The 13,658-nt window shown below is 70.5% G+C and carries 9 protein-coding genes and 4 tRNA genes; 6 read left to right on the top strand and 7 right to left on the bottom strand.

Annotated features, from left to right (window positions below; translation table 11 throughout):
* The first annotated feature begins 33 nt into the window (after nucleotides 1-33).
* Together ACZ42A_RS13365 and bldC are read left to right on the top strand one after the other, a co-directional pair.
* Nucleotides 34-888: a DUF8083 family protein gene (locus ACZ42A_RS13365; RefSeq protein ID WP_468527321.1), complete on the top strand. Its 855-nt coding sequence runs from the start codon at nucleotides 34-36 to the stop codon at nucleotides 886-888.
* 510 nt (nucleotides 889-1,398) lie between these two features.
* Entirely contained in the window at nucleotides 1,399-1,605 is a 207-nt protein-coding gene (gene bldC, locus ACZ42A_RS13360) for a developmental transcriptional regulator BldC (RefSeq protein ID WP_003949541.1), read from the top strand.
* Nucleotides 1,606-2,054: 449 nt separating this feature from the next.
* On the opposite strand, the gene ACZ42A_RS13355 is transcribed toward bldC, so the two are convergent.
* The 3 genes from ACZ42A_RS13355 to hrpA all read right to left on the bottom strand — a co-directional run bounded on the left by ACZ42A_RS13355 (nucleotide 2,055) and on the right by hrpA (nucleotide 6,738).
* Complete coding sequence (locus tag ACZ42A_RS13355) at nucleotides 2,055-2,240, bottom strand: DUF6274 family protein (RefSeq protein WP_468527320.1); 186 nt, start codon at nucleotides 2,238-2,240, stop codon at nucleotides 2,055-2,057.
* A 385-nt stretch (nucleotides 2,241-2,625) separates the two neighbouring features.
* Nucleotides 2,626-2,700: transfer RNA gene (locus ACZ42A_RS13350), tRNA-Asp, on the bottom strand.
* 93 nt (nucleotides 2,701-2,793) lie between these two features.
* Complete coding sequence (gene hrpA / locus ACZ42A_RS13345; RefSeq protein ID WP_468527319.1) at nucleotides 2,794-6,738, bottom strand: ATP-dependent RNA helicase HrpA; 3,945 nt, start codon at nucleotides 6,736-6,738, stop codon at nucleotides 2,794-2,796.
* A 224-nt stretch (nucleotides 6,739-6,962) separates the two neighbouring features.
* Between hrpA and ACZ42A_RS13340 the strand changes: the two genes are divergently transcribed.
* Nucleotides 6,963-8,489, top strand: coding sequence for a right-handed parallel beta-helix repeat-containing protein (locus tag ACZ42A_RS13340; protein ID WP_468527318.1), 1,527 nt, complete (start codon nucleotides 6,963-6,965; stop codon nucleotides 8,487-8,489).
* Between the two features lie 44 nt (nucleotides 8,490-8,533).
* Here the strand turns inward: ACZ42A_RS13340 and ACZ42A_RS13335 are convergent.
* The 4 genes from ACZ42A_RS13335 to ACZ42A_RS13320 form a co-directional block, all read right to left on the bottom strand.
* Nucleotides 8,534-8,607, bottom strand: a tRNA-Phe gene (locus tag ACZ42A_RS13335).
* A 29-nt stretch (nucleotides 8,608-8,636) separates the two neighbouring features.
* Nucleotides 8,637-8,711, bottom strand: a tRNA-Asp gene (locus ACZ42A_RS13330).
* 53 nt (nucleotides 8,712-8,764) lie between these two features.
* Nucleotides 8,765-8,837: transfer RNA gene (locus ACZ42A_RS13325), tRNA-Glu, on the bottom strand.
* Between the two features lie 80 nt (nucleotides 8,838-8,917).
* Nucleotides 8,918-10,465, bottom strand: coding sequence for a metallophosphoesterase family protein (locus tag ACZ42A_RS13320; RefSeq protein ID WP_468527317.1), 1,548 nt, complete (start codon nucleotides 10,463-10,465; stop codon nucleotides 8,918-8,920).
* A gap of 105 nt (nucleotides 10,466-10,570) precedes the next feature.
* On the opposite strand from ACZ42A_RS13320, the gene ACZ42A_RS13315 reads away from it, so the two are divergent.
* The 3 genes from ACZ42A_RS13315 to ACZ42A_RS13305 form a co-directional block, all read left to right on the top strand.
* The gene (locus tag ACZ42A_RS13315) at nucleotides 10,571-10,921 is read left to right on the top strand and encodes a metallopeptidase family protein (protein ID WP_468527316.1); all 351 of its coding nucleotides are present in this window, start codon (nucleotides 10,571-10,573) and stop codon (nucleotides 10,919-10,921) included.
* A 75-nt stretch (nucleotides 10,922-10,996) separates the two neighbouring features.
* Nucleotides 10,997-11,554 carry a hypothetical protein gene (locus tag ACZ42A_RS13310; RefSeq protein WP_468527315.1) on the top strand — a complete coding sequence of 186 codons (558 nt, stop codon included), beginning with the start codon at nucleotides 10,997-10,999 and terminating at the stop codon, nucleotides 11,552-11,554.
* Nucleotides 11,555-11,818: 264 nt separating this feature from the next.
* On the top strand, nucleotides 11,819-13,658 hold a 1,840-nt coding region (locus tag ACZ42A_RS13305; protein ID WP_468527314.1), incomplete at its 3' end, for a DEAD/DEAH box helicase.

Below are 13,658 nucleotides of genomic sequence, written 5' to 3'. Positions count from 1 at the left end.
TTTCCCCGGCACCCGGCGGGGGAGGGAGCAGGCGTGCCCAAGGTGTCCTCGGTGATCGTCCCGTACACGGCCTACCTGCGCGTGTACGAACCGCTGGCCGCCTTCCCGGAGCCGGAGCGCGGGCACTGGGAGCGCTACGCCCGCCGCCCCGACCGCCCCTCGTACCAGGAGGAACTCCGCCGCTCCCTGGCCGACTTGGTCCCCACCCCGCCCGTCCCGGTGCCGGTGCACGAGAGCGGCGACGCGTTCGTGCTGGAGGCCGACGGGGTGGTGTACGTCTGCCCGTGGCGCACCCGGCTGCGCGGCTGGCAGGCCCTCGGTGATCTCGCCGAGGAGCTGCCCGCGCCGCTCCTGGACGCCGTCCTGCCGCCGGTCGTGCGCCACCAGGCCACCCAGGACTACGAGCGCTGGCTGGCCGAGAACCCCGACGCCCGGCCCTGGATCCGCACCGCGACCTGGCAGGTGCCGCTCAGCTGGTTCGTGCTGGTCGCCGACGAGGAGCGGGAGTACGCCAAGGGCTCCGGGGGCGCGTCGGAGGACACCGCGCCGGTGCTGCGCTACCGCACGCCCATGGTGCAGGCCCGGCGCCGGGTGGCGCGCGCCCTGCGCACCCTCAAGGAGGCCATGGACGAGGGGCCGCTCATCGACGGCCTGGTGGACGTGGGGCGTTGGCTGGAGGAGTTCCACCCGCGCTCGCTGGTCGAGCTGGACTACGGCGGACTGGTGCACGCCCTGCCGGCCGGCGACCTGGAGGACGACCACTCGGCGGCCGACGTGGCCGCGGGCATCGAGGCGCTGCGCAACGGGGACGGGGCGGCCGCGGGCGAGGCGTACGGTCGGCTGGTGGAACGGTGGCGTTCGGTGCGGGATCTGCGCTCGGCCAACTGAGCCGCACCCGTGTGTGACGCAGGACACCTTACGGTCCGTCAACAAGGGACGTAGGTCCCGATCCGGGCGTATGCGGCGACGCTGTGTCAAGGGTGACGAACCGCACGTAGCACCACCCTTGCGTCCGTTGCCCCTCCTCGTGCCAAAATAGGACAAGGAGTCCGGGGAGGACTCCGTCCGCCCCGCTGTGCTCCACTGTGGGTGGAATCTCAGCATTGCACGCTTTGGGGGGTCTGGTGACTCCTGATCGCCCTGTGACTGATCGTCACAGTGGCGTGACTGTCCGCTATGGCATGGTCCATCGGCTTCCGTCGCTGATGAACACCTGGGAGGGCAATTCCATCGGTTTGGCCGACGCGGCTGGACAGATGGTGTAGTTGTAGTGCCGAGGACAAGCCGTTCGTCCTATAACCGACTCGACTCGCGTCCGCCATTTCGGGCAACGCGGGTCAAGGTGCAGAATTTAGAGGAAAGAACCGAGAAGGTTCGGTTCTCCCGAGGAGGCCGCTCATGACCGCTCGCACCCCTGATGCCGAGCCGCTGCTGACCCCGGCTGAGGTCGCCACGATGTTCCGCGTCGACCCGAAGACGGTCACGCGGTGGGCGAAGGCCGGCAAGCTCACGTCGATCCGCACGCTCGGCGGGCACCGCCGCTATCGCGAGGCCGAGGTCCGCGCCCTGCTCGCGGGCATCCCGCAGCAGCGCAGCGAGGCCTGAACAACTGCATAACGGGGCGAATCGGCAGGTCCCCCAACCCGCCGGGCAGCCCGAAACCCTAGCTCCAAGCGACGCGGGTTCTGCCCCAACAGGCCCTCGCCCACGGTCTTGAGACATCTGACAGGGTGCGTCGTCGATCGCGCTGGACTCCGCCGGGTCCAGCGCGATCTTTTTTGTGCGCGGAACCAGGGTGCCGCCCGGCCCTGTGGGCGGGCTTGTCGGAGTCTGGGGACGGGTGTCGGAACAGCGGTGGGACACCCTTCGGTGGTAGTGCAATTGCACATATTAAATTGACCAGTTGTAGGACCCGGGTAAGTACCGCTGTTTCAAAAACTCATGCGGTGACACCCGTCACATGCCAGGCTACTTGTTGCCGTTGGCGTATGTGCGCTAGTGGAAGCACGTGTTCCAGGGTCCCACGCACGTACGGGTGTTGGGGCCGCCGGTGGTCACGCGGGGGAGGGGCTTTCGTCCTCGACCCGCTCGGTGCGGTCCTCCGGGCCGGCCGTCTGCATGGCCAGCCGCAGCAGCTGGTGGCAGATCGGACAGTGCCGGGTCAGATGGCGGTACGACGACGCGGCCGACAGATGAGCGCGGAGCAGCGCCCGCGTTGCGTGCCTCGCCGATGTCGCCATACGCCACCTCCGGGGGCCGTACGGGGAAACGCTGCCCTGACTCCTGGGGTACCGACTGAATGTGACGCCGTCAAGGGCGCGGGAGGCGCCAGGAGGGCCGTATACGGTCCGGGGGCGGATTTGGGATGCCGGGCGCTTCTGGAGGGGCGTGAGGGGCTGTCAGGGCCCTCGGCCGCGCCGGGCCGGCCACCGGAACGAGAAGAGGGCCCGCTTCCCTTTCGGGAGCGAGCCCTCTTGCTGTATGCGGTCCTGGCGGGATTTGCGGTACCCGATTGCGGCTGCGCCGCGGGCGCGGCCTCCACCTTGACAGGGTGGCGAGGGTGATCGAGGGCGGTGCATGAAGAAGGCCCGCTTCCCTTTCGGGAGCGAGCCCTCTTGCTGTATGCGGTCCTGACGGGATTTGAACCCGCGGCCTCCACCTTGACAGGGTGGCGAGCACTCCAAACTGCTCCACAGGACCAGGTTTCGCGGCGCGATTCGTGCGTTGCGCTGCGAGAAGAGACTCTACAGGAGCCGAGCGCCCTGGTCGAACTCACCCTGCGTGCGGGCGCCGTTACGGCAGCGCCGCGTCGATCGCCTTCACGATCCGCTTGTCGGAGACGGGGTACGCCGTGCCCAGCGCGTGGGCGAAGTAGCTGACCCGCAGCTCCTCGATCATCCAGCGGATGTCCAGGACCGACGACGGGACCGGGCGGCCCTGCGGCATCTGCTCCAGCAGCCAGGCGTACTCGTCCTGCATCTCGTGGACCTTCTCCATGCGGGTGGTGTCCCGCTGGACGTTGGTCGGCATCTGCTGGAGCCGGCGGTCCGCCGCCACCAGGTAGCGCATCAGGTCCGGCAGCCGCCGCAGCCCGGTCTCCGTCACGAAGCCCGGCTTCACCAGCGCGTCCAGCTGCTTGCGCACGTCCTGGAGGTTCGGCAGCAGCGCGGGGCTGCGCACGGACTTCAGGCGGCGCTCACAGGCCTGCCAGGCGGCCAGCACCTGCTGCACCCCGTCGACCGTACGCACCGTCGTGTCGACGATCTCCGCGCGGACCTTGTCGTACAGCTTCCGGTACGACTCCTCGTCCCACGCGGGACCCCCGAAGTCCGCGATCAGCCTGTCCGCCGCCGCCATCGCGCAGTCGTCGAAGAGGGCCTGGATCGAGCCGTGCGGGTTCGCCGACAACGCCAGCTTCTGGGCGTTCGTCAGCTTCTCGGATGCGAACTTCGCCGGGTTCACCGGGATGTTGCGGAGGATCAGGCGGCGGGTGCCCTTCCACATGGCCTCCGCCTGCTCCGCCTCCGTGTCGAAGAGGCGTACGGAGACGGTGTCGCCGTCGTCCACCAGCGCCGGGTACGCCTTGACCGGCTGTCCGGCCCGGCGGGTCTCGAAGACGCGGGTGAGGGTGCCGATCGTCCAGTCGGTGAGGCCCTTGCGCTCCAGGGACTCGCCGCCCTCGCGGGAGGCGGTCGCCGCGGCGGCCTGGGACAGGGCCTTGCGGGCCTTCGGCTTCAGCTGGAGCTTCAGGGCCTCGAGGTCCTTGTCCTCGGCGAGCTTGCGGCGCCGCTCGTCGACGATCCGGAAGGTGATGCGGAGGTGGTCGGGGACCTTCGCCCAGTCGAAGTCGTCCGCTTCGAAGGGGACTCCGACCATGCGCTTCAGCTCGCGGGCCATCGTCACGGTCAGCGGCTCCTGGAGGGGCACCGCCTTCTCCAGGAACGCCTTGGCGTAGTTCGGGGCGGGCACGTAGTTGCGGCGGATCGGTTTCGGGAGCGAACGGATCAGCTCCGTCACCAACTCCTCCCGCAGACCCGGGATCTGCCAGTCGAAGCCCTCGTCCGTGACCTGGTTGAGCACCTGGAGCGGGATGTGGACCGTGACGCCGTCGGCGTCCGCGCCCGGCTCGAACTGGTAGGTGACGCGGAACTTGAGCGGGCCCTGGCGCCAGGTGTCGGGGTAGTCGGCCTTGGTGACCGCCTCCGCCGACTCCCGGATCAGCATCTCCCGCTCGAAGTCGAGGAAGTCGGGCTGCTCGTGGCGCTTGCGCTTCCACCAGGAGTCGAAGTGCGCGCCGGACACGACGTGCTCGGGGACCCGCTGGTCGTAGAAGTCGAACAGCGTCTCGTCGTCGACGACGATGTCCCGGCGCCGGGCCCGGTGCTCCAGCTCCTCTACCTCGCTGAGGAGTTTGCGGTTGTCGGCGAAGAACTTGTGGTGCGTACGCCAGTCGCCCTCGACCAGCGCGTTCCGGATGAACAGCTCGCGGCTGACCTCCGGGTCGATCCGGCCGTAGTTCACCTTGCGCTGGGCGACGATCGGCACGCCGTACAGCGTGACCTTCTCGTACGCCATCACGGCCGCCTGGTCCTTTTCCCAGTGCGGTTCGGAGTAGGTGCGCTTGATGAGGTGGCCGGCGAGGGGTTCCACCCACTCGGGTTCGATCTTGGCGTTGACGCGCGCCCAGAGGCGGGAGGTCTCCACCAGCTCGGCGGACATGACGAAGCGGGGCTGCTTCTTGAACAGGGCCGAGCCGGGGAAGATCGCGAACTTGGCGTTGCGGGCGCCCAGGTACTCGTTCTTGTTGCCGTCCTTCACGTCCTTCATGCCGATGTGCGAGAGCAGACCGGCGAGGAGGGAGACGTGGATGCGGTCGGCGGGGGCATCGTCCTCGTTGAGGTGGATGCCCATCTGCTTGGCGACCGTGCGCAGCTGGGTGTAGATGTCCTGCCATTCGCGGATGCGCAGGAAGTTCAGGTACTCCTGCTTGCACATACGGCGGAAGGAGCTGGAGCCGCGCTCCTTCTGCTGCTCGCGGATGTACCGCCACAGGTTGAGATAGGCGAGGAAGTCGCTGGTCTCGTCCTTGAAGCGGGCGTGCATCTGGTCGGCCTGGGTCTGCTTCTCGGCCGGGCGCTCGCGCGGGTCCTGGATGGACAGCGCGGCCGCTATGACCATGACCTCGCGGACACAGCCGTTGCGGTCCGCCTCCAGGACCATGCGGGCCAGCCGCGGGTCGACGGGCAGCTGGGCCAGCTTGCGGCCGGTGTCGGTGAGCCGCTTGCGGGGGTCCTTCTGGGCCGGGTCCAGCGCGCCCAGCTCCTGGAGGAGCTGCACGCCGTCGCGGATGTTGCGGTGGTCCGGCGGGTCGATGAAGGGGAACTTCTCGATGTCGCCGAGGCCGGCCGCGGTCATCTGCAGGATGACGGAGGCCAGGTTGGTGCGCAGGATCTCCGCGTCCGTGAACTCCGGGCGGGCGAGGAAGTCGTCCTCGCTGTACAGCCGGATGCAGATGCCGTCGGACGTACGGCCGCAGCGGCCCTTGCGCTGGTTGGCGCTGGCCTGCGAGATCGGCTCGATGGGCAGCCGCTGGACCTTGGTGCGGTGGCTGTAGCGGGAGATCCGGGCGAAGCCGGGGTCGATGACGTACTTGATGCCCGGGACGGTGAGGGAGGTCTCGGCGACGTTGGTCGCCAGCACGATCCTTCGTCCCGCGTGCGGCTGGAAGACGCGGTGCTGCTCGGCGTGCGAGAGGCGGGCGTACAGCGGCAGGATCTCGGTGAACCTGAACTGCTTCTTCGTCAGCGCGTCGGCCGTGTCCCGGATCTCCCGCTCGCCGGAGAGGAAGACGAGGATGTCGCCCTGCCCCTCGGCCATCAGCTCCTCGACCGCGTCCGTGATCGCGGTGATCTGGTCCCGGTCGGCGTCCTCGGAGTCCTCTTCGAGGAGCGGGCGGTAGCGCACCTCCACCGGGTACGTCCGCCCGCTGACCTCGATGATCGGCGCGTCGCCGAAGTGCCGGGAGAAACGCTCCGGGTCGATGGTCGCCGACGTGATGACGACCTTCAGGTCCGGCCGCTTCGGCAGCAGCTGCGCGAGATACCCGAGCAGGAAGTCGATGTTGAGGGACCGCTCGTGGGCCTCGTCGATGATGATCGTGTCGTAGGCGCGCAGCTCGCGGTCGGTCTGGATCTCCGCGAGCAGGATGCCGTCCGTCATCAGCTTGATGAAGGTGGCGTCCGGGTTCACCTGGTCGGTGAAGCGGACCTTCCAGCCGACGGCCTCGCCGAGCGGCGTCCTCAGCTCCTCGGCCACCCGCTCGGCGACCGTGCGGGCGGCGATCCGGCGGGGCTGGGTGTGCCCGATCATGCCGCGGACGCCGCGCCCCAGCTCGAGGCAGATCTTCGGGATCTGGGTGGTCTTTCCGGAGCCGGTCTCACCCGCGACGATCACCACCTGGTGATCGCGGATCGCGGCGGCGATCTCGTCCTTCTTCTGGCTGACCGGCAGCTGCTCGGGGTACGTGATCGCGGGCACGCGGAGGCGCCGCTCGGCCATCCGCTCCTCGGCCTTGGCGACCTCCGCCTCGATCTCGGTGAGGACGGCGGCCCGGGCCTCCGGCTTACGGATCTTGCGCGCGCCTTCGAGCCTGCGGCCGAGCCGGTGCGCGTCGCGCAGGGACAGTTCGGTCAGGCGGGGGGCGAGAGTGCCGAGGGCGGGGGCGGGATGCGTAGACATACGCGGTCCAGGATCTCATCCTCGGGAAATTCATGGCTAACGCTTTTGCGGCGCGCGCCGCCGGGGAGGTCCCGGGAAGGCGCCGGGTCGGCGCCGGGCGGGCACAAGGGGCGGAATCCGGGCCGGTGTCGGTGCGGCATCGGGCGGTCGTGGTTTCGCCGATCGGGCCGCTTTCGTCGCACCCGGGTGTCAGAATTCACGCACTGTGACGGGAGGGGGATGCCGTGTCAGTGAACCCTGCGGCGTTCATGAGCTATGTCCGCTTCAACGATCAGCATGACGACGGCCAGCTCAGCGAGTTCCGGGAACGGCTCGCCGCGGAGGTCCGGGCGCAGACCGGCGAGGAGTTCGCGATCTTCCAGGACCGCAACGACATCGCCTGGGGCCAGAACTGGCAGCAGCGCATCGACGAGACGCTGGACGCGGTCACGTTGCTGCTGGTCATCGTCACGCCGAGCCTGTTCCGCAGCCCGCCGTGCCGGGCCGAGGTGACCCGGTTCCTGGAGCGGGAGAAGAAGCTGGGGCGGCAGGACCTGATCCTGCCCGTGTACTACATCGGCGCCCGCGAGATGGACGACCCCGAGCTGCGCAAGGCCGACGAGCTGGCCAGGGTTCTGCACACCCGGCAGCGCGCCGACTGGCGTGAGCTGCGCTTCGAGCCGATCACCTCGCCGGTGGTGCGCAGGGCCATCGCGGAGCTGGCCACCCGGATGCGGGACACCTTCTGGCGGCTGCCGGAGCCGGCCCCGGCGAGTCCCGGACCGGCGAGCACCGAGGCGGCCGGTGCCGCGCGGCGGTCGGAGACGCGGCGGTCGGAGAGGGAGGCACCGGCGACCAGAGGGTCGTCGACGAGAGGGTCCGCGACGAGGGGGCCGGCGACGCGGCAGACCGGGGACACCGGGGCCGCGGCCGGCGCCACGGACAAGCCGGAGCCGCCGACCCATGTGGTCGACCCCTACCACCGGGGCGACTTCCCCACCGTCAGCGAGGCGATCAAGGCGGCCAGCCCTGGTGACCGGATCCTGGTCCGACCGGGCCTCTACGAAGAGAGCCTGGTCGTCGACAAGCCGCTGGAGATCATCGGCGACGGCCCCCGCGTCGCCGACATCGAGATCCGTGCCCACGACGCCAGCGCCCTGCTCTTCAAGGCCAGCATCGGGCGGGTGTCCAACCTGACCCTGCGCCGGACCGCCGGAAAGGGCCGATCGCACGCGGTCACGATCTCCCAGGGGCGACTGGAACTGGACCACTGCGACATCAGCAGCGACAGCCTGGCCTGCGTCGCCATCCGCGACGGCGCCGACCCCCGCCTGCGCAACAACACCATCCACGGCGGCAAGCAGAGCGGTGTCTTCGTCTTCAACCGCGGCCTCGGCACGCTGGAGGACAACGACATCTTCGGCAACCACTTCTCCGGCGTGGAGATCAAGACCGGGTCGAGCCCCACGCTGCGCCGCAACCAGATCCACGACAACAAGGTGAACGGCGTCTACGCCTACGAGGGCGGCCTGGGCCGGCTGGAGGACAACGACATCGCCGGGAACGGGGGAGTGGGCGTCCGGATCGACGAGGGCAGCAGCACGGTCCTGCGCAACAACCGCATCAACCGCAACCGCTACGAGGGCGTGTGGATCGACGGAGGCAGCAGCGGCGTCGTCGAGGACAACGACCTCACCGGCAACGTCGGAGGCCCCTGGGACATCGCACCGGACTGCGAGCCGAACGTCACACGGGCGCGCAACAAGGAATGACCAACGTCAAAGGCCCCGACCGCTTGGTCGGGGCCTTTGGGTTGTGGCTGGGGCCGGGGTCGAACCGGCGACCTTCCGCTTTTCAGGCGGACGCTCGTACCAACTGAGCTACCCAGCCACGAGGTTTCACGTGAAACGAAACCTCAGCGGTCCTGACGGGATTTGAACCCGCGGCCTCCACCTTGACAGGGTGGCGAGCACTCCAAACTGCTCCACAGGACCAGGTGTGGGTTGTGTGCGAACCAACGTAGCTAAGTGTCGCACACCGTACTGCGTGCCCCCAACGGGATTCGAACCCGTGCTACCGCCTTGAAAGGGCGGCGTCCTAGGCCGCTAGACGATGAGGGCTATCGGCCCGCCTGGGCGCTTCTCAGCGCGTCGGGGACGTGAGAAGCATATGGGATGGCGGGAGGGATCGCCAAAACGGTTTATGGAGAGGGTGTGCGGGCCGGGCTGCCGGTGGGCGTCGGGGACGGGGACGCGCCCGGCTCGTTCTCCTCCACCAGGTGGCGGCTGACCTCTGCCGTCGTCTCGCCCAGACCCCCGAGCCGGATCGCGTCCCACGCCTGGAGGCGGCGGGTGTCACGGTCGAAGTAGAGGATGGACGCCTCGATCGGGTCCGGGTACTCCCCCTCCACCGCGCGCAGCCCGCTCCCGCCCGTCGAGCCCTCGATGCGCAGCCGGGTGCCGTACTTCATGACCTCCATCTTCTGGTGGTGGACATGGCCCGCCAGGACCAGCGGCACCTCCCCGTCCGTCTGGCGGGCCGCCGCCGGCTCGTGGGCGATGGCCACGTCCACCGGCGTACCGGCCGCCCGCTCGTCGCGCAGCGCCGAGGCCAGGCGGGCGCCCGCCAGCTCCTGGGACTGCTCGGCGCCCGGTTTGTTGGTGCGGTCGGGGGTGAACTGGGGGTCGCCGATGCCCGCGAAGCGCAGGCCCGCGATGGTCGTGGCGCGGCCGTCGTCCAGGACGTGGACGTTCTTCAGGTCTTCCAGATAGCGCTGGGTGACCCGGGAGTCGTGGTTGCCCCGGACCCAGACGTACGGGGCGCCCAGGTCCTCGATGGGGTCCAGGAAGCCGTTCTCCGCCGCCGTGCCGTGGTCCATGGTGTCGCCGGAGTCGACGATCACGTTCACCTCGTACTGCTCCACCAGCGACGCGATGATCTTCCAGCTCGCCGGGTTGAGGTGGATGTCCGAGACGTGCAGGACGCGGATGGTGGTCGGGTCGGGGGCGTAGGCCGGGAGCGTGGACGTGGCGTCGTACAGCTTCGTCACGTTCGTCACCAGGCGCGCCAACTCCTTCTGGTAGACGTCGAATTCGGTGACGATGCTGCGGGCGTCGCCGACCAGGGAGGGCGCGGAGGAGAGCAGGCCGGAGAAGCGCGGCTCCAGGACCGACTTCGGGTTCCAGGTGGCGTACGCCGTCGCTCCGGAGGCCGCCAGCAGGGTGAGGGCGAGACCGCCGGCCGCCAGGGCGCGGCCCGGGCGGCGGTAGACGGCGAGGCCGAGGGCGGTGGCACCGGCGACCACGGCGACGCCGGAGCGGACGGCCAGGTCGAGGGTGCCGTGGCCGACGTCGCGGGTGACCTCGTCCTGGAGGCCGGAGAGGCGTTCGGGGTGGTCGACCAGGGCCTGCGAGCGGGCCGGGTCGAGCTGGTCGACGTTGACGTCCAGGCGGACGGGGGCGACGTGGCTGTCCAGGTGCAGGGCGCCCAGCGGGGAGACGTTGATCTTCGTGCCGCCGGTGAAGGACGGGCGCAGGGTCATCGTCGTGTCCATCGGTCCGACCGGGACCCGGACCTGCCCGACGACCAGCAGCCCCAGCCAGCCGCCGAGCAGCACGACCGCGATCAGGCCGAGGGCGCGGGTCCAGGGGCGGGGGCGGTCGGCCAGTTCGAGCGCGGGCTGACGGGGGCGGGACGGCTTGCGGGTGCGGGGCAGGGCGTTCAGGACTGCGGCGAAGACGCGGGCCATTGGTGCCTTGTGCCCAGGTGTGAGGGTGTCTATGCCGAAGATCGCCGGGCGCGGCGAGCAGCCGTACGCCCTCTCGTACGGCGATGTGTACCGGACAATGGGCCTGTGCTGGAGATGACGCGCGAGGAGTTCGAGGAACTGGTCGCCGAGGCGCTGGACCGGATCCCGCCGGAGCTGACGCGGCTGATGGACAACGTCGCGGTGTTCGTCGAGGACGAACCGCCCGCCGACGATCCCGAGCTGCTCGGGCTCTACGAGGGGACTCCGCTGACCGAGCGCGGCGAGTGGTACGCCGGGGTGCTGCCGGACCGGATCACCATCTACCGGGGGCCCACGCTGCGCATGTGCGAGACGCGGGAGGACGTGGTCGTCGAGACCGAGATCACCGTGGTGCACGAGATCGCCCATCACTTCGGGATCGACGACGCTCGGCTGCACGCCCTCGGGTACGGGTGAGCGTGGGCGTGTCCTCTTGCGGGCGGCGGGAGTTGGGCACATTGACTCTTCACCGGCCCCCGGAGGTGGCTGCTCGTGCGCCCCTTGTACGTACCCGTCCGCCTGGCCGCCACCGTCGTGGCCGTCGCCGCTGCCGCCGGCTGCATGAGCGTGGGTGACGACGACGGCGGCCGGGCCAGGCCGTCCCACTCGGCCGGGCCCGAGGGCGGCGAGGCGCCCGACGGGGGCCCGGCGGTGTCCGGCGGCGGTGCCGGGTACCACGGCGTGGCGGCCGGGGACGCCGAGCGCGCCGACGACAAGGGCCGGGACAAGGGGAAGGGGAAGCGGGGCGACGACGAGCCGGGCGGCTCCGCGGCGCCGTCGGCCTCCGCGCCCGCCCGGGGCGGCCCGTCCGCCTCACCGCCGGCCGGACCCGGACAGCCCGCCGGGCCCGGGGGCGGGGGACCCCGGCCGACGCCGGCCCAGCCGACCCCCACCCGGACCACTCAGGCCCCCGAGCCGCCCCCGCCGTCACCGGAACCGCCGGCCTCGCCGGAGCCGACGACCGCGGAACCCTCGTCGTCCGCCCACCCGGAGCCGGGGCCGCAGTTGGCGGAACGGGAACCGGCACCGGAGGCGGGGTCACCGGCGTAGGCGGCCGGGGCGTCGGCATGGGCGGCTGGGGAGTCGGTGGGGCGGACGGGTGTGGTGGACGCCTCTGTGCTGGCGGTTTGCCTTCGGGGGTGGGGAGTGCGTATGGTGGTAGATCGTTTGATCCCATTTGCCCGGCGCCAACGCAGAGCGCGCCGTGTGGCGCGTACTCTCCTTTGCCGTGGCGGACCGCATCGAGGCGGTCGTGTGCGAATCACGGAGTTGACGGGCGCGTGCCGATGAGACTCCGGAAGGTTTCGCAGACGTATGTCCATCACCAGTACTGATCATGCCGTTGTGCCCGAGAACGAGGCCGACATCGAGGTTGTGTCCGAGGCCGCGGCGGACGCCGCGCCCGAGATCACCTTCGCGGACCTCGGCCTCCCCGAGGGCGTCGTGCGCAAGCTCGCGCAGAACGGCGTGACCACCCCCTTCCCGATCCAGGCCGCGACCATCCCGGACGCCCTGGCCGGCAAGGACATCCTCGGCCGTGGCCGCACCGGCTCCGGCAAGACCCTCTCCTTCGGTCTGCCGACCCTGGCCCAGCTGGCCGGCGGCCGCACCGAGAGGAAGCGGCCGCGGGCCGTCATCCTGACCCCCACGCGTGAGCTGGCCATGCAGGTCGCCGACGCGCTCCAGCCCTACGGCGACGTCCTCGGCCTGAAGATGAAGGTCGTCTGCGGCGGTACGTCCATGGGCAACCAGATCTACGCCCTGGAGAAGGGCGTCGACGTGCTGGTCGCCACCCCGGGCCGGCTCCGCGACATCATCAACCGCGGCGCCTGCTCGCTGGAGGATGTCCAGATCGCCGTCCTCGACGAGGCCGACCAGATGTCCGACCTGGGCTTCCTGCCCGAGGTCACCGAGCTGCTCGACCAGGTCCCGGCGGGCGGCCAGCGGATGCTGTTCTCCGCGACGATGGAGAACGAGATCCAGACCCTCGTCGACCGCTACCTGAACGACCCGGTCTCGCACGAGGTCGACGCGGCGCAGGGCGCGGTGACGACCATGTCGCACCACATCCTGATCGTGAAGCCCAAGGACAAGGCGCCGGTCACCGCCGCGATCGCCTCCCGCAAGGGCCGCACCATCATCTTCGTCCGCACCCAGCTGGGCGCCGACCGCGTCGCCGAGCAGCTGCGCGACGCCGGGGCCAAGGCCGAGGCGCTGCACGGCGGCATGACGCAGGGCGCGCGGACGCGCACCCTGGCGGACTTCAAGGACGGGTACGTCAACGTCCTGGTCGCCACGGACGTCGCCGCGCGCGGTATCCACGTCGACGGCATCGACCTGGTGCTGAACGTCGACCCCGCCGGTGACCACAAGGACTACCTGCACCGCGCCGGCCGTACCGCCCGCGCCGGCCGCACCGGCACGGTCGTCTCCCTGGCCCTGCCGCACCAGCGGCGCCAGATCTTCCGCCTGATGGAGGACGCGGGCGTCGACGCCTCGCGCCACATCATCCAGGGCGGCGGCGCCTTCGACCCCGAGGTCGCCGAGATCACCGGCGCCCGGTCCATGACCGAGGTGCAGGCCGAGTCCGCCGGTCACGCCGCGCAGCAGGCCGAGCGCGAGGTCGCCCAGCTCACCAAGCAGCTGGAGCGCGCCCAGCGCCGGGCCGCCGAGCTGCGCGAGGAGGCCGACCGGCTGGTCGCCCGCATGGCGCGCGAGCGGGGCGAGGACCCGGAGACGGCGGTGGCCGAGGCCAACGAGGCGGCGCAGCCGCAGGCTCCGGCCGCCGAGGCGACCGAGGCCCGCGTCGACACCGTCGCGGTGCCGGAGCAGCCGGCCGCGCAGGACGTGGACCGCGCGGAGCGCCGTGACGGTGAGCGTGGCTTCCGTCGGGACGACCGCCGCGACGACCGTCGTGACGACCGTCGCCCGTTCGACCGTGACCGGGACCGTGACCGCGGTGGCCGTTCGTTCGAGCGCCGTGACGGTGACCGTGGTGGCTTCCGCCGTGACGACCGTCGCGATGGTGACCGTGGCGGCTTCCGCCGTGACGACCGCCGTGACGACCGTCGCCCGTTCGACCGTGACCGGGACCGTGACCGCGGTGGCCGTTCGTTCGAGCGCCGTGACGGTGACCGTGGTGGCTTCCGCCGTG

The organism is Streptomyces sp. NPDC030838 (assembly GCF_055572035.1).
This window is presented reverse-complemented; position numbering and strand designations above follow the sequence as displayed.

What these genes read in the sequence shown, in the direction of transcription:
- bldC (WP_003949541.1), top strand. Translation starts at nt 1,399, where the DNA reads ATGACCGCTCGCACCCCTGATGCCGAGCCGCTGCTGACCCCGGCTGAG.
- ACZ42A_RS13355 (WP_468527320.1), bottom strand. Translation starts at nt 2,240, where the DNA reads ATGGCGACATCGGCGAGGCACGCAACGCGGGCGCTGCTCCGCGCTCAT.
- hrpA (WP_468527319.1), bottom strand. Translation starts at nt 6,738, where the DNA reads ATGTCTACGCATCCCGCCCCCGCCCTCGGCACTCTCGCCCCCCGCCTG.
- ACZ42A_RS13320 (WP_468527317.1), bottom strand. Translation starts at nt 10,465, where the DNA reads ATGGCCCGCGTCTTCGCCGCAGTCCTGAACGCCCTGCCCCGCACCCGC.